This window comes from Photorhabdus laumondii subsp. laumondii, assembly GCF_003343245.1.
Lineage (GTDB): Bacteria > Pseudomonadota > Gammaproteobacteria > Enterobacterales > Enterobacteriaceae > Photorhabdus > Photorhabdus laumondii.
Genome location: NZ_CP024901.1, coordinates 4840201 through 4858705 on the forward strand (window position 1 = coordinate 4840201; position 18505 = coordinate 4858705).

Below are 18505 nucleotides of genomic sequence, written 5' to 3' on the forward strand. Positions count from 1 at the left end.
TCACATGAGTGATGACATTGAAATATAATTAATTTTTTGTATATTTAAATTAAAATTATCAACAATATGAATTAGTTACATATGAAAATATTTTTTAATTATATTGTTGCGTTTTTTATAAGACGTTGAATAAATAATAATGAATTTTAGGAAGGTTATTTATTAGTGAATTGTTGTATCTGATTTTTGCGTTAGAGCGCGATATTTAAAAGTTCTACTGCAACTGTCAAGCAACCCAAATTAATATAATGTTTTACGATTGATCGATTAGATACCTGTGTTTAAGTAACATACCTCCTTATTTATCAAAAACCGTCAGAGGTACCATTTGCATAACCTCAAAAAAATTCCCTATCTGCAATTAAGGAATTTATATAGAAAGAGCAAATTCAGGCAACAAGGACAATCAATATTGTCTGATTAATATTCTCCTCTTTCCAGCTCAACATCGATATACAGAATCAACTCACGCTTCAATATTAAGACCCAAAAACTAAGGAGATACACATGCTAAAAATCCTGCGCCTATGTTTCTTCGTGACAAAAACAAAAGCGCCAACGATCACCTTTGATGAAAAGGTGAATAGATACAATGGCCGGCCACCATCGCCTTACTCAAATGGAAGAGATAGCGACTAAGCAACCGAGCAGCCACTGCGGCTGCCCCGTGGGCACCTTGCGAAGCATCACCAATCTCGACAAACTCCATACCAACAATACGGAACTCGCTTAACAGCCGCTCAAAACAAGCCAACAGAGGATAGTAATTCAGGCCACCCAGTACAGGGGTTGCTGTCTGCGGTACTTCCGTACCAAACAGCACATCGACGTCAAAACTAATGAACCAAGGTAAAGAACGATCCATATTCCTGAATAGGCGCTCGTAGCCCACGGTCTCTGCTTCAAAAGCCGAGAGCATATGGAACTTAGGATCCACTTCTAACTGGAGGTTTTCAGTAGGTTGACAAAAATAATCCCGAATACCAATCTGCCAAATTGATGCAACATGGGGCATACGACGAACCCAGTGCATGACATTAGCATGGCTAAGCTGCAAATCGCAGGGAGTCCCCATAGCATACAAATCAGGATGAGCATCAAACTGCAACACCCCCAGACGTGGATAACGCTCGCTTAAAGCACTTATGCTGTAGAAAGCTTGGGCATGATCTCCCCCTAGGATTATTGGACATGCATCCCACTCCACAATATTACGGCACACATAGGTAAGCCGTTCACCAACATCGGTAGCACTATCCATACTAGGGCGGTATACGATATCACCGAGATCGAACAGACACAGACGTTCTGGCTCCAACCGAGTACCGAAATCAAGGTCCAGTAAAACACCCTTTCCCGCTGTACCCAGAGGATGTCTCAAGCACTGTACCAACTGGGAACGCACGTGTTGACCACCACCTGCAACCGATATCTCTCCTCCAGTTGTCGTCAAGATAGGAGCATGTAATAACACGGCATCATCGGCCTGGAGTTCATCAAAATCAAAGACGCTAATTGACTGTCCCGCCGGTTCCGAAACAGGTATACAAAGTCCGCCTTCCAAGGCGGTACTCGCATCTTCCGGAAACAGAAAATGGTACTTCACCATAGCCTCAAACACAGAAATCCCCAGACGCTGGACTATAATTGTTCCGACCAGAACAGCCTCTGACTTTATTTGTTCCAATAATGATCTTATTTTACTAGACACACGCAGTCGCTTAGTGCCTAGGGGAATACTGATCTCTATACGCCCAGGTTCAACAGGATCGTAGCGCAGGCCAGGGTGAACACGGTATCTAAGGTTTACGCGATCCTTCATGAGGTCATCCCTCCTTCCAACCAAGGACGTAATTGATGAAACTCTAAGGCTCGTGCACAACTGGTTACTGTGCGAGCAATCTCTGGCGATACAAAGTTCCTAGTCAAGCTAATCGTCGGCCCTTCATTCACCACCTCATGCCACCAAGTTGCAGGAATGTATAACAAATCACCTTTGTTGACCTCCAGGTAGCACCACTCTCCTTGGTTGCAACGGGTTTCGAGCACTTGTAAGGCTTGAGCTCTCTGTTGCTCATACTCATGGTCCCAGCAAACTGGCGCATGTAAGGCTAACCGTTTCTTGCCCTCAATCACGGCCAGCCAAGCATGAGTTTCCAATACATCGTAATGGAGAGCTGTGCCCGAACAATCAGCACCGATGAATATCCATAGAAGAGGCTTGAACAACTTCTCCGGAATGCCTTGTAACAGATCACCAATAGCAGGTATAGGCTCATTAAAGTCCTGCAACATATCTGGGTTATGCTCAAAGAATCGCCACCCGGAAGCATACAAGTTAGCCAATCGCCCTTCACCGCTTTTCAAAGCCTGAATATATTCACACACAGGAACTTCAACCTCGAACTCGCCATTTGCATTACTCAGTGCTAGCTTCTGTTCCTGCATCCCTGCAAAGAATTCCCAACTCCAGCGCCGGTGAGCAGACCAGTCCAAAGTGACTCCTTTTAGCAAAATAGGTGACATCAATATCATTTCACTCATTCTTAGGATCCATTGATATTAGTTCCGGCACAGATTGGTCTTCACGATGCAGTAAACGCTGAAAAAGGCCATTGCGTGCCTCCAATTCACTCGGTGTTCCTATATCAACAATCTGCCCTTGTTCCATGACCACAATCAGATCAAAGCGACTCAATGTCGCAACACGGTGGGTTACAACTATCACCGTACGTTCTGGCATTTTATCGAGCAAATAATTGAGGATACGAGTTTCGGAAATTGTATCTACCGAGGATGTTGCTTCATCAAAAATAAGTAATGGAGATTTCTTAAGCAAAGCGCGCGCAACACTCAGACGCTGCCGTTCACCGGTGGAAATTGATGCTCCACGCTCTCCGACCAAAGTATCCAGCCCCTGAGGCAACCCTTCCACCAACATCATAGCTTGCGCCATTGTCAGCGCATGAGAGACTTCTTCAGCGCTACTGACAGCAGAACCATAGGTTACGTTTTCCCGTACAGAACGGTTGAACATCAAAGCAGATTGCAAAGCTTCACTCGACACTCGATGCAAACTGCTCATCGAAAACTTGGCTAAAGGCAATCCATGCAGTTCCACTGTACCGGAATCCGGTACCATATCACCACGCAGCACAGCTAACAGAGTAGACTTCCCTGATCCCGAAGGTCCCACAATGCCTACTTTGGTACCCGGTTCGATACGCAGGCTAACATCACGAAGTACAGATGTTGCACCATAACTGCTACACACGTTGGATAACACAATTTGTCCGGGTACCGGTAATATTGGTGAAGACTCGTTTGATTCAATGTCCACCGGAATTGAGGATAATTCTCGTAAACTGGACCGCAGCACCCCCAAAGAGTCAAAAATATCAACAAAATAAAATGCAACGGACTCAAAGTGCCAGGATAGCGAAATGATAAGGGAACAGGTCGTGATTAGCTGGGGCAGTGTCAGTTGACCTTGCCCATATTGCAGACCAATATAGAGCAAGATAGCTATTCCAAATAACCATTTGTAGGTACTTTCAATCAGCAACACAAATACCCAGTAGCTACGTACCTGCCGACAGGCGTAAAGATCTTGTCGCAATGCCTGACTGAAACTGTGTCGCTCCGAGCGATAAGCAACAAAGCTCCTGATCAAAGGTACGTTAGTCACTATCTCCGCCAGATCTGAGATCACTTTGGCATGAGCATCGCTGGCGTCCTCAACAATATTCATACCGGTATAGGCTAAATAACTAGAAAGTAATAATGCCGTTATCATCCATATCCCAGCGGCCATTGCCATAGGTGCTGATACGCTGGCCAACACCAATGTAGTGAGAAGCGCCACAGAGAGTAACTTGACCACTGTCTGCGCCACCAAACCCACAACGTCTTCTAGGCTATTAGAAGCTAACTCAACACGTTCGACAAGATTGCCGACAGAGTTCTCCGCCAGATTCATCGGCTTAGCATGCATTAGCCGGGTAGAAAGATGGTCTGTCACACCAATACGCAGGTTTTGGCTTGAATACAAAAGGGCCAGGCTGTGAACAGCTTGCAACAGTGGCGCAGACACCCAAAGTGAGATAATAATGGCAAGCATCATCAACACTTGTTCCTGCTGACCTTGCAAGGCTAGCGCAGTCAACCCACCCAGCACATAAGATTGGCCAACATTACATACAGTACCCAGCACGGTAGCGACAATCATGATAATGGTACTTACCGGGGCACAAGCCAAGATTGCTGCACGAATGTACTGATATATACTGTTACCTGACTGTTCAAGCGGAATCGCCTTTGGCTTGGCAATATCTAAAGAGGCCAAGCGAGCAATGCTATGCCGCCAGGCCGATTGAAAAATGGATTGCATTAGGGTCCTCATAAGGGCTCAATTAATAGGCCACCCAAACGAACTATCATTCTGACGAGTTCAGCCACAGCCGCGGGACTGATCTTTCCAGCAACACTGCGCTCCAGTACCTCATAGGGTACTCGCTCACCAGAATTCAACAGTTCACACAAGGTTGCGAAGAGCTCATTAGGACGCCCCCAGATCACTCTACGCCTAATCAATAGTGCCTGCCGGCTGCCGAGATTCATACACAGCAAAGGGCAACATGGATGAATACGCAAAGTGCTGAGACGCAACTCTGCTTCATTCACTGGAGCAACCACTACCGTACTCAACTCGGGTGGCGTTATGATGAAGCCATTGCTACGTACTGCCAAACGCCTGAGCTGAACCAGTTCCTGCAAAGAGATAGGTTGTTCAGCCACTGCCGCAAACGACTTATCATCCGGTGCAAATAAACGCAAACCTTCCGCGGCAAAATCTATTTACAAGCTCATGCAGTAATTCTCATAAATTTTTCAACCTTCACTCTCTGTATCTCATACATCATGCCGGGCTTATAACGCTTGATCTGGACCAGTTGTTCATAGTATTCAGCAAATCCTGCCAGTGCTTCATCTCACTGACGCAGCTCCTCTGCTTGTTGACGAGCAACAAAATGTTGATGCAGTAGATACGCGCACGTTAAGGGCATTGTTCACGATTGCCGAAAATTCATCGATCTCTATTGACAAAGGCTCGTATCGCAAACATCCCAAGGTACAGTCGAACAGTGCTTCCAGGCGTACCATAAATTCAATTGCATCACGTGGAGGGATCTCCAGCCGCCCGCGCCCGATTAATTCTTCTACACTATCACCTGTCGTATCGCAGGCGACTTTGATAATTAATTGCCGAATGTAATTCACTGATATTGACATGATTTCTCCCAAAATCTTTCTGCATGATAGGCTGGCTGATATTGACATCAGGTTGAAAAGTCATACTCAAGCCTCCGTGCCTATGGCACGAATAATAGCAATAGGGTCAACTTCATCCAGTTTAAAACGACCTTTCTCCTCTGCTGCGGTGTGAATCAGAGCACGTTGAATATAGGTTTCAATTTCCTCAGTTATGCCATAAGGCACCAACCCAAGCTGTTTGACGCATTGCTGGCATTGGCTGTCAGAGAGTAAATTAGCATGATAAGCGAGTAGGTATTCCTTGCAGCGCTTAAATTTACTTTGCCAGCCTGCAACTTCATCTGCAATCGTGGCGGCAGAGCTTGCATTCACAGCGATTTCAGGTACATGGTGTAATACCAAATCGCGCAAAGCTGCATTTTCTGGCTCTGCAATTAGCTGTTGCAATGTGGCAGTCAAGTCACGACGATGCAACAGACTTACACCTATTCGCTCAGCGGCAACAGGTGATAGCGGCACTTGTACCATCCTCAACAGTGTCTGTTCCGGCCACATCGCTGAAAGCAGCAATCCCAATTGCCCTGCTGTGGTGTGAAGGACATGCCATTGATTTTGGTCAGCTTCTGTTTTCTCCAATTCTTCAGCCATACAACGAAAAGCTTTCCAGGCACCTTCAAAACCGGCAATGCAAGCTCCAATTACCTCATCACGTACAAACTGGTTCAGGCAGAGTGCTGCTAGAGTTGTGGCAAAGGGCAATGAATAGACTGTGATACGTTGAATAGAAAAATCAACCGCTGCTCGGTAAGCGGCATAAGCACGAAACAGGTCACGCCAAGGAGAATGACCAACCATTTCATATACATGTGAAACTTCATCGTTAGGAACATACGAGAAGTCGTAAGCTGTATCGAACAGCACTCGTAACCAGAGCACCAATTGATGGAGATCCTCAGCTTGCCAACGGGCACCATCAGTACGCTGCATGCGCAAGAAAAGCGTCCAAGTTCCTAACTGACAGACTCGATTCGGTGATACTCGCCATATGGGTTTCCATTCGACAATACGCAATGCCAACGCTTCGAATACATGTAAACGGCCAATGTCCTCTTCCGGAGCGTTCGGTAGTTCGGCAAATTCAACGATCAATTCCTTCTCATTAAAGAGGAAGCTGGCCTTATGTACTACAAAGGGGAGTGAAATCTCTAGAATGTTCCGTGTTAACCTCAGCAGGCAAGAGCGTGCATCACCAAAACCATCTGCGATATTTATCAGTTTGCGTAGGGGAGCAGGCAGTTCAGAACCGGAGTGAGCTCGAAAGTGAGCCAACATCCACTGATGTAAAAGATTATGTAGTTGATGAGCATTTTCCATAGGCAGTTGATCAGGCATCATATTGCCAGCAATGGGTATTAAAACTTGCCAGCGCAAGAAGTCGTCGCCCAAACATTCCACCATGTCTTCTTTTAACTCAAGCAAAAAATTGTCTGGCATGGGTTGATAACGAACATGCTCTATCCACCTTAGGAAAGAACGCAATGCCGCCGCCTCCGTGGCAGAAAGAGTCGACAGTTGGGCAAATGCAATCCAACCACTTAGCAAATCCAAGTAACGCTGATGTGTACTGGGATCACGCCGATCGACCACATCGATTAATACCGCTTTAAGCACTTGATCATAAGTATCCACCAAGTCAATGCGACAAAGGCCCTGCAATGTCGGTAAGTTTGCTTTATGTAGAGTCTCCATTAGGCTAGCGGTGGCTTGCAGTAAATCAGCAACTTCGCTGGCTCCAGCTAATGCAGCGGCAGCCTTAAAACATCTCAAAGGAGTTAAAAACGCCAGATAGGCAGCACATGCTTTTGGGGCACACACCAAACTAGCGAGTGCAGTCGGTGCTAGTTGGCCGTGATGTATTATCTCTAATAGAGAGGCCGGAGAAAGCGTAGATTCTGCTACATTGACCAGAGTATATACAATATTTAACCGTTCAGTATCCTCGTAAATGGACAGAATTTCTGTATCTGCAAGTACATGGAGTATACATTCTAACAACAAGCGTGCATCGCTATACGGTGCAGTTATCGCAGCATCGACCAATGACGTTAATTGGATAGACGGCAATTTTTCAATCCATGCTTCAGTTTTAATTAACTGCATAATTAAGCACAGATCATTGAATCGGGTGAGCCTGCCTGCAAGCGTTGGGATAGCTTTGCATAAGCGCGGTAACACAGATTGCGGATTGCTTTTAGCGGTAAGAGCACAGAGATAATCTGCCGTTGCATCAGTTGTCGGCCAATCAGAGGGGAAAAACTCAATAGCTCTCTCTCCTGCCTGTGCGAGGAGCCAACCTGTTAAACTGGGGCTTCGGATAGCATTACCATTTTGTAGCCAAGTGTCTGTTGGGAAAACCGTGCGTCGTTTAAGTGTGGTGTAGGTCTTTTCCGTTAACACAGGTAAGCCAATCAACGCATTTTGCAGAATATCGGTAACACGTTGAGATGTAAGCTCCGTTATTCGCAAGGATTCACTGTCGTCAAACACACGTTGTACTGAGATAGGCAAATTAACCGATTCGGCAGTTTCCGTTTTCAATTCGATAAGTGGCTTTTGTGCACTAAAGTAGGCCAATTCCCCCATACTATCAATGACTACCCAAGGAACAGCGGGTATATCCGTTAGTTGGGTAAGAAAAACCGGCAAATTTTGTTGTCGGAACATGATACCAGCATGTTCACTGCCCACCCCAGATTCAACGAAGACAGCGGTAAGAGCCGTTTGCACAGACAGGGGAAAACGCAGGTAACGAGACCAAGCATCGTTCAATGTCGATGCAGAAAGGAAGCTACCTAAAGAGGGAAAAGAAGGGGGTAATAGCGCTGCCACCGGTACTGCTCGCATACAATGCGCCAGCTCGGTGCGTACTTCGGCGGTTAACCGTTGAACACGACGTTCAAGCGTGTAACCAGGAGCAGGACGCACCTGTACTAACCAAAGTTTATCTACGTTCACTTGACGTAATTGTGTGCCATACCACAAGGGAGCGGCTAATGTTGGCCAATGATAGGCGACCGAGTTTACCCTTGAACCGGGCGATTGCGCCGCCGCAAAGCCAAAACCAAACGCCAGTTCTCCCCGAACACCATTAGAACCGGCTAAGGTCAGTCCGGTGGCCGATACCAATCCATGATCTGTTTCCAATACCCACTCAGTATCCAACGCAATTTCAGAAAAGTGCTGATGTAACTGCCTGATAATTTTGTACAAACTATGACATACATCAGCTGTCAGATAGGGTGCCTGTAAAAGTTCCACTTGAGGTGGAGTGCCTTGAATCAACCGCTGAACAAAACAAGTGACTGGCTGTGGCTGATAATCAGGATTGATTAACCGTTGTTGTGCGATAGCTTGAGGTTCAAAACCACTGAAAGTAACCTCAGCAACAGTGTCGGCAAAATCTGCTGTACGATGGCAAATGACACTCGCATAGCCACCCGCATTGACGAAAATATCACCATCTTCCAGACCTGCACTACGAACAATCCAGAGAGGTGGACCACATACTTCCTCTACTTGTTTTACCCAATCGTGATGCTCTGTAATATATTTGCTGTAGATGGTGCGTAACAGCTCAGCATCAGCATGTGGAGAAACCGCGGTGATGGCAAACGCTTTATCGGCAGGAAATGCCAACAAAGGGGGAATAAGAGCCGAAAAATCGACGTGCCGGGCGAGCTGTTGTAATCGTTCAAATTTTGCAGTCATACGTTTTATTTTCTTACCTTATAGAGCCAGAATCCCAAATGAGTTTTCACGTTGACAAGGGCGAGTCGCGATTTTCTTCCCATCGCTTGATTTATGCCAACACTAACAACATCGCTAATTAAGCCCCTAATAACACAAATATTACCAGCTCGATAGTCAATATATGGGAAAAAACAACTGTTAATTTTTCCTTGTCATAGTATCGATGTCGTTTATATAAAAAACTGGTCACACGTGCTTGTGTGTAATCTTAGTTTCTACCTCCGGTTTTACTTCAATTATAGGTTGTTCAAACGTTCTTAAAGAATTGCCTATACCCTATGGATTCCAAGATGAATCGCGACGGCAAGGGAGCGAATCCCCGGGAGCATAGATAACGATGTGACCAAGGTGAGAGAGTGTAGCCAACAAAGAGGCAACTTGAAAGATAACGGGTATATACCCGTAATCATTGAAGATGCTTGATTTTATCCGAAATGGAGATCATTATCCTCGCTATGAAAATATTCATTACCGATGAACAAAAAGCCGAACTTGAACATCTCCATCACACCTGCCGTGATAAGAGGGAGTGTGATCGCATCAAAGCGGTCCTGCTGGCCTCTGAAGGCTGGAGTTCAGTGATGATCGCTCAGGCCCTGCGTCTTCATGAAATGACCGTTAACCGTCATATCAGCGATTACCTTAATCAAGGTAAACTTAAATCTGATAATGGGGGGTCTGATAGTTTGCTTTCTCAAGAACAAACTGATTTTTTAATCAATCACTTATCTCAACATCTTTTCCATCACACCCATGAAATCGTGGCCTATGTTGCTCAGCTCTGGAATATTACCTTTAGCATTCCCGGCATGAATAAATGGCTACACCGTCAGGGTTTTTCTTATAAAAAACCTTGTGGCGTCCCTCATAAATTCGACGCAGAAAAACAGCGACAATTTATTGAATATTATGAGAATCTTAAAGTCACAGCGAAAGACGAACCCATCCTTTTTCTTGATGCTGTTCACCCGACTCAAGGCACCAAACTCGGTTATGGCTGGATGCGAAAAGGCGAGAAAAAAACAGTAAAAACAACAGGAAGCCGGACTCGCCTGAATATATTGGGCGCGCTCAACCTGAATGCCATTGGTCGTACGGTGTTCCAGGAATATCAAACCATCAATGACTACAACATTTGCTGTTTTTTCAATGAAATAAGAAAGTCTTATCCTGACTATCATCAAAAAATTCATCTTATTGTGGATGGGGCGGGTTACAACAAAGCTCATCTTGTTAAGGAGTGGGCTTATGTTAGCAATATTGAGTTACATTACCTTCCTCCCTATAGCCCAAATTTAAACCCAATAGAGCGATTATGGAAGGTCATGAATGAACAGGTTCGAAATAACCGTTATTTTGCGGATAAACATGAATTTCGAGACAACGTCTTCAAATTTTTCACCACAACGCTACCGGATATAGCGGACTCGCTGATGTCTAGAATTAACGACCATTTTCAGGTGCTAAAAACTGCATCTTGAAGTTTCTTGGGTATAGAATTATTAAAATTTGACGATTGAGTATTGAATTCATTAAACACAGGTTCCACCTTGTATTTTTTCGAATCGTCTCTATTTTAAATAGAGTGGCAAGACTATTCTTGCCACCGACTAAACTACAATTAACTAATCATGGGAATATAATAATGCTCTTCATCATCCCAAGTTCACTTAATAATCCCACTATTCCCATATATATTAGTCACCTTTACATTCAAACTATCGTTGACAGATTTCTATCCTAAAGCCTCACCTCTTACCTGAGGTAAAATAAATTCGTAGCTAACTAGTTTGAATAATTGATGAATAGTCAATAGATCCCAATACACTAACAACAACTTTCCATACCGGGCGTACCATTAACACCCGTAGAATATTCCTTATACCTTGCTGGTGGATTTGTTAATTTTCCTTTTACTGCAATTTGTTGCGTGTTGATAGTACCTTTATTTGTAATATAAAGAGGAATAACTTTTTTTAGATCGAAAATAGAATAATGAATGTTGAAGAGATTGAGCCATCGCTGTTTGATGCTGTCACTTTCACGGTTTCGACTCACCAATAGAGGCCACTGAAGGGGCTGTATAAAGTCCTGAAGTACTGATACTACCCAGATCTACAGGGCTGATTGACCATTTAACATTCTTAGCTGGGGTCACAGTAAATTGTTGGGTTTTATTGGCAGACAGAAGTATCTCTGCGGGTTCAACTTTCAGACCTGTCAAGGTAGGGCTAATATCGCCGAATAAGACCAAATCTCCAGGAACAGCAATCTGATCAAATTCCAAAACTTCCGAGTTCGGAAACAGAATATGCTGAATATAAAATGTATTGATATCAGGTAATTCGAAAAAACCAGTCTTATTAATTTTATCTGTGAGCTGATTTGCCATCTTCTCTGTTCCATTACTTTCAATAAGACTTAATCTACTATGTTCTGACTTAATACATTTAACGGTTATCTTGCCAACCGTTGAAAATGAAATAATATTATTTTCCTTCAGAGAAACTTCAGCCTTGCATTTCCCATCACAGCTAAAAGTGTAATCATTTAAATAATCTTGATGTATCCACCCTGCCGGGCCGTAATAATCCCAAGATGCTGAGAATCGATGATTATAAGTATGGTTCTCAGGGAATTGTAAAACAACATGCTTACTTTCATTATCTTCAACATCAGCAGCTATAGTAAATTTATTAAATGGCAGGTGAGCAACCTGCACCTCTCCTTTCTCATCACAGCTCTTATATCTAGTCGTTGAGTCTAAAAAAGTTACAGAACCATCTATAATTTCATTTGTCGGTGTATATCCTCCAGTAAACTGCAAAGTTACAGGACTATTCTGCCCTGAATTGATGGTTGTAAAAGCAGCATCATCAATATATTTTTTAAAATGTTCAGCAAATATATTACCGAATAGGGTTGCGTTCCCAATAATGAGAGCTGCCGATTTTCCTTCTGGAATAATGTAAGGATAGTTATCTCCTGGCAGGTTACCCCCACCTGCATTATAATTAGTGGCAATAAAAAGCAGTACAGCTCCATCACCATAGTTTTTAGAATCTCGTAATGTTCCGCTAGGGGCTGGTTGTGTGCGAACAATAAATTTTTTAGGATAAAGTCTATTTTTACCATTATTAGGCTTTAATACACCTAGAATATATTCATTAGGATTAGACTGAATATATTGCCTAAAATACTGCACAATCTCTGCTGGAGCATCATTTAATCCTTCTATATCCAGTAAAGTACCTTTCTCAAATTTGATGACAACCTTACCACTATTCTCAGAGACCCCATTACCGATATTCTCAACAACCCCATTACCATATTCCAGATTTACATTAAGCTTGATAGCATAATTATTCGCTGGACTGATCTTTTCCCATTTAATAACTTGACCATTAGAGTTTGTATAGACAATCGAACCAGAAATAAATTTCATAGTTGCTGTGGCCTGACTGGCCGTAATTTTGGAATCCTCAAATGAAATGAGTGGCACACCTAAAACGACATCCTGGAGTTTTATTCCATACTTCTCATTTTCAAAACTTATAGGAGGATATTGCACCCCCGCAGCTCTCTTTTCTATATATTGCTGAAGCAATAATTGATTAACTTTATTTCGATCATAAGCAACAACGGCATCCCAACCCAACGCAACACTGCACATTCTTAAAGAGTTAATTATATCATTTGCGTTACTCATTACATCCTCCATCTATTTAAATAACAAATATAGTTAATAGTGGCCAGTCAATTTAAATAGAGACTACCCATGCCACTAATTATCAATAAATTAACAATCCCAGATACAGAAAATCTAAGTCATTACTCCATACAACATTATTTTATGAATAAATCATTCATAGAAAATTAATAGCCCACCTGAAAAACACCCAACAATATAAATATTAGGCGATAAAAATAAACCCTCTTTAGTTTAATCCCCCGGATGATTTACTCAACACTTCCGACAAATTCAATTAACGATTAAATATTAACATTAACACTACCTTAATATACTATAAAAATAGAAAACCCATTCCAATAACCTAACTATTAACTACTATATCACTATCAATAAATCTTAACCATAATCTAATAGTTCACATCTTTAAATATAATAAATTAATGTATTATCAAAAACAGTCAGCGACAGCGGATTATATACTCCGCCGAAGAAGTTCGAGGGTGGTTACCATTTTGTCAGTATTATTGCCAGTTTGCCGTCAGGAGAAGAAACGCGAGCCATTGTCTGCCTGGCTAGTCAAAATACGATAGCTGAGTTTAAAGTGACGCCTTCATACGCTTTAAATATTACTCCACAGAAAAAAGTCACCTTTACAACAAAAAGTGAAGATTTTGAAGGTAATTTATGGGAGATTTATCCGAAGAAAGGGAGCATAACGGATGTAAGCTACAAAGAAGAAGGTGATTTCTCAGTTTATACCCGTCTTTGCTATGCTCCCGGGGATTCACTCCCTTGCCGCCGTGATGCATCTTTAAATCAATAGGGTATATACAGCAACGTATCAGAGCCCCATAGAACAAAACCAGCGGATGCAATGTCTTGTCCAGGTCATGCAAAAGAATAAACCGAAACGTTCTGGATATGCTGTAGTTGATTTAATTCCTTAATTGTTTTAAAGAAATTTTACAAGGTAAGCTCAGCTTACCTTGTAATCTAAATAGAAGAGTGCCTCATCAAGTTATTCTCTTCATCCTTTAATTAAATGCCGTATGCCAACGGAAGAGGGCGATCTTGGATAACGGTTTTCATGACGAGTGTAGATATTAGGCGCTGAACACCGGGCATACTAGACAACCGTTCGTCATAGAGCTTCTGAAAAGCTGGCAGATCATGCGTAACGACGTGCATGAGATAGTCAGGATCACCGAAAAGCCTTTGCGCCAAGATAATCTGCGGTATTTCCGTAACAGCGTCTTCAAATGACCTGATTGCCAACCTGTCCCCTTCACGCAAGGTTACGAACACAATCGCGGAAAAGTTAAAACCAAGGCTGCTGGGATCAAGATGGGCACGATAGCCTCTGATAATCCCCGCTTGTTCCAGTGATCGTACCCGGCGATGACATGGTGAAAGGCTGAGACCTACCCGTTCAGCAAGGTCGGTCACGGAAAGACGACCGTCCGCCTGTAGCTCAGCAAGAATCTTGCGATCAATCTTATCCATTTGGAAGGATCTCTCTTTTATCTGCATCAAAACAATCAAAGTTGGAAACACATTTTAACGATAGAAGGATATTCTTTCCACTGACGTAAACAGCCCGGATGTACTTATATTTTTCATCAAAATGGTAATCCGGTAGTGAGAATAATAAGGTGGAAAAAATATGTGTATATCCTCATGTTGCAGGAATCTTTCAGACTGGAAGACGCTAAAATTTGTGACTAGAGAAGCTGTAACCCTGCAATCTGATTGGGGGGTAAAACTATGGAGTTAAGTCTGTTTGCTGCATTCTGGATTGTATCCGTTCTGTTTATCATCACTCCAGGTGCAGATTGGGCTTACACCATCTCTGCGGGTATGCACGGTCGCGCAGTACTTCCCGCGGTCATGGGATTACTGTGCGGGCACCTCATTGCGACAATTGTTGTGGCAGCTGGTGTAGGAGCGATTGTTGCTGGTACGCCAATAGCTCTGACAGTGTTAACAGTAGCCGGAGCGGGTTACCTGCTGTGGCTTGGCATCAACATGATCCGTCATCCTTCCGTACCTACAGCAAGCAATGAGCGGGAGGTAGGTTCCAGGTCCCAATGGGCGATAAAGGGACTCTGGGTCAGTAGCCTGAACCCAAAAGTCTTCCTGCTATTTCTGGCACTGTTGCCGCAGTTCACCAATCCAACAGCCGCTTGGCCGATCCCGGTACAAATTATGGCACTGGGTCTGCTTCACATTTTAAGTTGTGGCGTAATTTATCTGATAGTCGGATACGGTTCCCGAGCAATCCTAAAAACCCGCGCACAGGCCGCGCACATTGTCAGCCGGGTATCCGGCTCTGTGATGATTATCATCGCAGTACTCTTATTGGCAGAGCAGTTCATCTGAGAATGTAACAAATGTCTGATATCACAATCACACAATTGAAGAGTATGAAACAGTGCAGCGAAAAAATCGCCACATTCGTTCCGTTGGACTTCAACCCCTAAGATGACCGGTTGTAGTACCTCAGTCCTTCACCTTCTCACTTGCACCTGCCAAGCAGCGAAGCATTTTGGAAAACACCGATGATGTAGAACTTGTGTCAGCGGAGAAGCCCTTGTAGTGCTCTGCACCACTAATAAAAACTCAGTCCGATTGGTAAAATTTTGTTGCACAATTCGGACTGAGTTTCCTTCTGGTAATTCACTATTTGGAGTGAATTAATTAGGTTTGAACCCCGTATAAAGTTATCGGAATCCAGTTCCCGGGTTGACCAGTTGCGACAGATTATTTAGAGCTCCTGTTCTGTCAAAGGCACCCGGCTGGCGTAATGCATCTATGAGCAAGTTAAGCATCTCATCCGTCACATGTTCCATAACGAAAAGATGTGCATACTCAATCCCATTTTTTGTCTCAGTAGAGAGAGAGAACTCTTCAACAATGTCGTTGTTAGGACAAAGGAACAGGATACTGAGAGAGAGTGGCGAGCGATGGACGTAAAGATCACGACCAAGTTCCGCACTCAATGCCTGTAGTTTCTGATAAGCGCTCTCACTCATCTGGAGTTGATGTACGATTTTTTCAATCTGGTCTTTATGGGAGTATTTAGTCAGGTAGTGCCAAAGAATCAAGGCCGAAAAACCATTTCGCGAGCCCGCTAATGTGGAATCCTGAGCGCCTATATAATCTACAGTTAGGAAATTCAGGAGATATTTTTTGTTTTGTTAACTAAACAACCACCTACTAAAGTAGGTGGGTTAGTGATTAACGGACTGAAAGTCCGGATACGCGTCGGCTAAACGACGCGTCAATTATCCATCCTGAAATTATCATTCGGATTGGGTTCAAAATGATGTTCTAAATAGCTTTTGATCATTTCCTCCGTTAACTGCCCCACCGTTGCACAAAAATAGCCTCGCCCCCAAAAATGTTGGCCCCAGTACCGCTTTTTCAAATGCGAAAATTCTTCAAACAGCTTACTGGCCGTTCTCCCCTTCAGCCTTCTCATGATTTCACTTGGCGCTAATGTTGGGGGACTGCTGACGAGTATATGCACGTGATCTTGACTCACAACTCCCTTTAATATTCTGATTTCAAAGGAGCCGCATGTCTGACGGATTAATTCTCGCACTCGACTTGCCACTTCTCCTGTCAGCACTTTGTATCTGTATTTCGTTACCCACACAAAATGGTATTCAATCTGAAATACCGTGTGGCTGCCATATCTGTAATCCATGTTGCACCTCCGGTACAACACAGTATCGCAGCTAAAGCTGACCGGCTAAAGCCGGTGGTTTTAACCTTTCATTTGGAAGAATAAATGCCGGTAGGCCACGGAGCACCCATTTCTTTGTGTCCGCTGGTCACGATAGAATGAACTGGGTTTCTGAAATCAAATGAAGGAAGATGTCCCTCACCAATATCTATTCCCTGCTCTCTCGCTTTCTCTAAAAACGGACCATACGCAGCCCCCAAAGCACCGTCAATGTGGAACCAATAGCCATTACGAAGGCTTTTAATAACTTTGCCATTTTCCAAGGTAATTTCAAGAGTCCGCTCTTTGAGGCCGTGCCGCTCAAGTATCGGTAGTAGCAGATCAATCGCGCCACTTACATCATCAAGCGCACCTTTAAAAGAGGTTCCATAGTTGAAGTTTACCACTATAGGGAAACCACGTGATGCAAAAAAATCCACCAATACACTAAGCTTAGCTATATCAACAGATCCCGTTGGGAGGGACGGAACCTTTGTCGGCCATTTTCCATCACTCGTCTTGATGGGACATTGCCCTGGATAAAGAGACTCCCCTAGTTTGGAGAAAGTGGAGAGCGCCAAAATATCTTTTGCTTTATCAATTGAGTAATGTGTATCTTCGGAATAAAAAAGTACGGGTGTAAGCGAGTTCTCGTTACCACCTACGAACTCCCCTTGTTCAAGGGAGCTGTTCGCATTCGAATCAACCCAGAGAACTTTTGCAGCTAGATAATCACGCGCATTGCGCAGTGCATATAAATTCCCCTCAGTGCTTCCCATTGACAACACATAGCCCCAGTATGCCTCGCCCGGAGTGGTGCTATCTCTGCCAGGAGCGTTCCAAAGTTTAGCAAAATAATCCAGTACGGCACGCTCAACAAACTTTGAGTTAAGTCTGAAATTGCCCGCCATAAACGGGTCGCCAACATTATTTAACTGAACATCTAAGTACTTGCTAAATTCCGATGAATAGTGGAGTTCTTGGTTGGCTTGATAGCCAAGAAATTTTTCTCGCGTTTTCTTTACATACGAATCTAACTCTGCCAGGGCCTGCCCTCGTTCAGCATCTGTTAATCCGTGTTCAGATAGTTCAAACAGAGATTCGTTAATTGCCACATAAGTTTCATTATTCATATTTGGCTCCAATGTAATGATCTATTAAGGCAAACGGTATGTTAAGCATGGGTTATATCTTGAGAGCGCCTCCTTAATTGTTGGCTTGTTGCTGAGGCGTAATTAATAAAAATAATTTATATAAACATCCCTGTGTTTCAATCTCTTTTTTCCTGACATATTGTAAACATCAAGCATGATCAACGGCTGACATAGTGATAACACCCATTTTGAGTTAGATTATATATAAATAAAATCAATTAATTCATTACTAAACGAATGGATAAAAAGCAACAAATGCAATGGAGTCAATATGGTGTTCATTATTTATTCTTCCAAATGAAAGGTTAAAACCACCGGCTTTAGCCGGTCAGCTTTAGCTGCGATACTGTGTTGTACCGGAGGTGCAACATGGATTACAGATATGGCAGCCACACGGTATTTCAGATTGAATACCATTTTGTGTGGGTAACGAAATACAGATACAAAGTGCTGACAGGAGAAGTGGCAAGTCGAGTGCGAGAATTAATCCGTCAGACATGCGGCTCCTTTGAAATCAGAATATTAAAGGGAGTTGTGAGTCAAGATCACGTGCATATACTCGTCAGCAGTCCCCCAACATTAGCGCCAAGTGAAATCATGAGAAGGCTGAAGGGGAGAACGGCCAGTAAGCTGTTTGAAGAATTTTCGCATTTGAAAAAGCGGTACTGGGGCCAACATTTTTGGGGGCGAGGCTATTTTTGTGCAACGGTGGGGCAGTTAACGGAGGAAATGATCAAAAGCTATTTAGAACATCATTTTGAACCCAATCCGAATGATAATTTCAGGATGGATAATTGACGCGTCGTTTAGCCGACGCGTATCCGGACTTTCAGTCCGTTAATCACT

Annotated in this window: 15 protein-coding genes; 4 read left to right on the forward strand and 11 right to left on the reverse strand. The window is 43.4% G+C overall.

Features of this window, described 5'->3' with window-relative positions:
• Positions 1–562 precede the first annotated feature (562 nt).
• From PluTT01m_RS21275 to PluTT01m_RS21295, 6 genes are all read right to left on the reverse strand, one after another.
• The gene (locus PluTT01m_RS21275) at positions 563–1822 is read right to left on the reverse strand and encodes an arginase family protein (protein WP_011148259.1); all 1260 of its coding nucleotides are present in this window, start codon (positions 1820–1822) and stop codon (positions 563–565) included.
• On the reverse strand, positions 1819–2544 hold the full coding sequence (locus tag PluTT01m_RS21280; protein ID WP_041380364.1) for a cupin-like domain-containing protein: 726 nt from the start codon (positions 2542–2544) through the stop codon (positions 1819–1821). Before PluTT01m_RS21280 ends, PluTT01m_RS21275 begins: the two co-directional genes overlap by 4 nt.
• The gene (locus tag PluTT01m_RS21285) at positions 2537–4390 is read right to left on the reverse strand and encodes an ABC transporter ATP-binding protein (RefSeq protein ID WP_011148261.1); all 1854 of its coding nucleotides are present in this window, start codon (positions 4388–4390) and stop codon (positions 2537–2539) included. Before PluTT01m_RS21285 ends, PluTT01m_RS21280 begins: the two co-directional genes overlap by 8 nt.
• Positions 4391–4398: 8 nt before the next feature.
• Complete coding sequence (locus PluTT01m_RS21290; protein ID WP_011148262.1) at positions 4399–4836, reverse strand: hypothetical protein; 438 nt, start codon at positions 4834–4836, stop codon at positions 4399–4401.
• A gap of 150 nt (positions 4837–4986) precedes the next feature.
• Positions 4987–5292 carry a DUF6137 domain-containing protein gene (locus PluTT01m_RS27030; protein WP_157866909.1) on the reverse strand — a complete coding sequence of 102 codons (306 nt, stop codon included), beginning with the start codon at positions 5290–5292 and terminating at the stop codon, positions 4987–4989.
• Positions 5293–5358: 66 nt separating this feature from the next.
• Positions 5359–9042, reverse strand: coding sequence for a hypothetical protein (locus PluTT01m_RS21295; protein ID WP_011148264.1), 3684 nt, complete (start codon positions 9040–9042; stop codon positions 5359–5361).
• A 497-nt stretch (positions 9043–9539) separates the two neighbouring features.
• Here PluTT01m_RS21295 and PluTT01m_RS21300 point away from each other — a divergent pair, with 497 nt between their 5' ends.
• Positions 9540–10565, forward strand: coding sequence for an IS630-like element ISPlu19 family transposase (locus PluTT01m_RS21300; protein ID WP_011144720.1), 1026 nt, complete (start codon positions 9540–9542; stop codon positions 10563–10565).
• Between the two features lie 560 nt (positions 10566–11125).
• Here PluTT01m_RS21300 and PluTT01m_RS21305 read toward each other — a convergent pair.
• Entirely contained in the window at positions 11126–12793 is a 1668-nt protein-coding gene (locus PluTT01m_RS21305) for a hypothetical protein (protein ID WP_041380367.1), read from the reverse strand.
• A 517-nt stretch (positions 12794–13310) separates the two neighbouring features.
• Between PluTT01m_RS21305 and PluTT01m_RS21310 the strand changes: the two genes are divergently transcribed.
• A complete protein-coding gene (locus PluTT01m_RS21310; RefSeq protein WP_041380369.1) occupies positions 13311–13601 on the forward strand; it encodes a hypothetical protein in 291 nt (96 codons plus the stop codon).
• A 215-nt stretch (positions 13602–13816) separates the two neighbouring features.
• Here the strand turns inward: PluTT01m_RS21310 and PluTT01m_RS21315 are convergent, their stop codons facing one another.
• Positions 13817–14281, reverse strand: coding sequence for an Lrp/AsnC family transcriptional regulator (locus PluTT01m_RS21315; protein ID WP_011148265.1), 465 nt, complete (start codon positions 14279–14281; stop codon positions 13817–13819).
• Positions 14282–14542: 261 nt separating this feature from the next.
• Between PluTT01m_RS21315 and PluTT01m_RS21320 the strand changes: the two genes are divergently transcribed.
• On the forward strand, positions 14543–15157 hold the full coding sequence (locus PluTT01m_RS21320; RefSeq protein ID WP_011148266.1) for a LysE family translocator: 615 nt from the start codon (positions 14543–14545) through the stop codon (positions 15155–15157).
• Positions 15158–15498: 341 nt separating this feature from the next.
• Here the strand turns inward: PluTT01m_RS21320 and PluTT01m_RS21325 are convergent, their stop codons facing one another.
• The 3 genes from PluTT01m_RS21325 to PluTT01m_RS21335 all read right to left on the reverse strand — a co-directional run bounded on the left by PluTT01m_RS21325 (position 15499) and on the right by PluTT01m_RS21335 (position 17638).
• Complete coding sequence (locus tag PluTT01m_RS21325) at positions 15499–15810, reverse strand: hypothetical protein (RefSeq protein ID WP_125026256.1); 312 nt, start codon at positions 15808–15810, stop codon at positions 15499–15501.
• 248 nt (positions 15811–16058) lie between these two features.
• Positions 16059–16487, reverse strand: a complete 429-nt coding sequence (gene tnpA, locus PluTT01m_RS21330) for an IS200/IS605-like element ISPlu2 family transposase (RefSeq protein ID WP_011145659.1) — start codon at positions 16485–16487, stop codon at positions 16059–16061.
• A 68-nt stretch (positions 16488–16555) separates the two neighbouring features.
• Positions 16556–17638 carry a PLP-dependent aminotransferase family protein gene (locus tag PluTT01m_RS21335; RefSeq protein ID WP_041381140.1) on the reverse strand — a complete coding sequence of 361 codons (1083 nt, stop codon included), beginning with the start codon at positions 17636–17638 and terminating at the stop codon, positions 16556–16558.
• Between the two features lie 390 nt (positions 17639–18028).
• Between PluTT01m_RS21335 and tnpA (PluTT01m_RS21340) the strand changes: the two genes are divergently transcribed.
• Positions 18029–18457 carry an IS200/IS605-like element ISPlu2 family transposase gene (gene tnpA / locus PluTT01m_RS21340; protein WP_011145659.1) on the forward strand — a complete coding sequence of 143 codons (429 nt, stop codon included), beginning with the start codon at positions 18029–18031 and terminating at the stop codon, positions 18455–18457.
• The last annotated feature ends 48 nt before the right edge of the window (positions 18458–18505 follow it).

What these genes read in the sequence shown, in the direction of transcription:
- PluTT01m_RS21275 (WP_011148259.1), bottom strand. Translation starts at nt 1,822, where the DNA reads ATGAAGGATCGCGTAAACCTTAGATACCGTGTTCACCCTGGCCTGCGC.
- PluTT01m_RS21280 (WP_041380364.1), bottom strand. Translation starts at nt 2,544, where the DNA reads ATGAGTGAAATGATATTGATGTCACCTATTTTGCTAAAAGGAGTCACT.
- PluTT01m_RS21285 (WP_011148261.1), bottom strand. Translation starts at nt 4,390, where the DNA reads ATGCAATCCATTTTTCAATCGGCCTGGCGGCATAGCATTGCTCGCTTG.
- PluTT01m_RS27030 (WP_157866909.1), bottom strand. Translation starts at nt 5,292, where the DNA reads ATGTCAATATCAGTGAATTACATTCGGCAATTAATTATCAAAGTCGCC.
- PluTT01m_RS21295 (WP_011148264.1), bottom strand. Translation starts at nt 9,042, where the DNA reads ATGACTGCAAAATTTGAACGATTACAACAGCTCGCCCGGCACGTCGAT.
- PluTT01m_RS21300 (WP_011144720.1), top strand. Translation starts at nt 9,540, where the DNA reads ATGAAAATATTCATTACCGATGAACAAAAAGCCGAACTTGAACATCTC.
- PluTT01m_RS21305 (WP_041380367.1), bottom strand. Translation starts at nt 12,793, where the DNA reads ATGAGTAACGCAAATGATATAATTAACTCTTTAAGAATGTGCAGTGTT.
- PluTT01m_RS21315 (WP_011148265.1), bottom strand. Translation starts at nt 14,281, where the DNA reads ATGGATAAGATTGATCGCAAGATTCTTGCTGAGCTACAGGCGGACGGT.
- PluTT01m_RS21320 (WP_011148266.1), top strand. Translation starts at nt 14,543, where the DNA reads ATGGAGTTAAGTCTGTTTGCTGCATTCTGGATTGTATCCGTTCTGTTT.
- PluTT01m_RS21325 (WP_125026256.1), bottom strand. Translation starts at nt 15,810, where the DNA reads ATGAGTGAGAGCGCTTATCAGAAACTACAGGCATTGAGTGCGGAACTT.
- tnpA (WP_011145659.1), bottom strand. Translation starts at nt 16,487, where the DNA reads ATGGATTACAGATATGGCAGCCACACGGTATTTCAGATTGAATACCAT.
- PluTT01m_RS21335 (WP_041381140.1), bottom strand. Translation starts at nt 17,638, where the DNA reads ATGAATAATGAAACTTATGTGGCAATTAACGAATCTCTGTTTGAACTA.
- tnpA (WP_011145659.1), top strand. Translation starts at nt 18,029, where the DNA reads ATGGATTACAGATATGGCAGCCACACGGTATTTCAGATTGAATACCAT.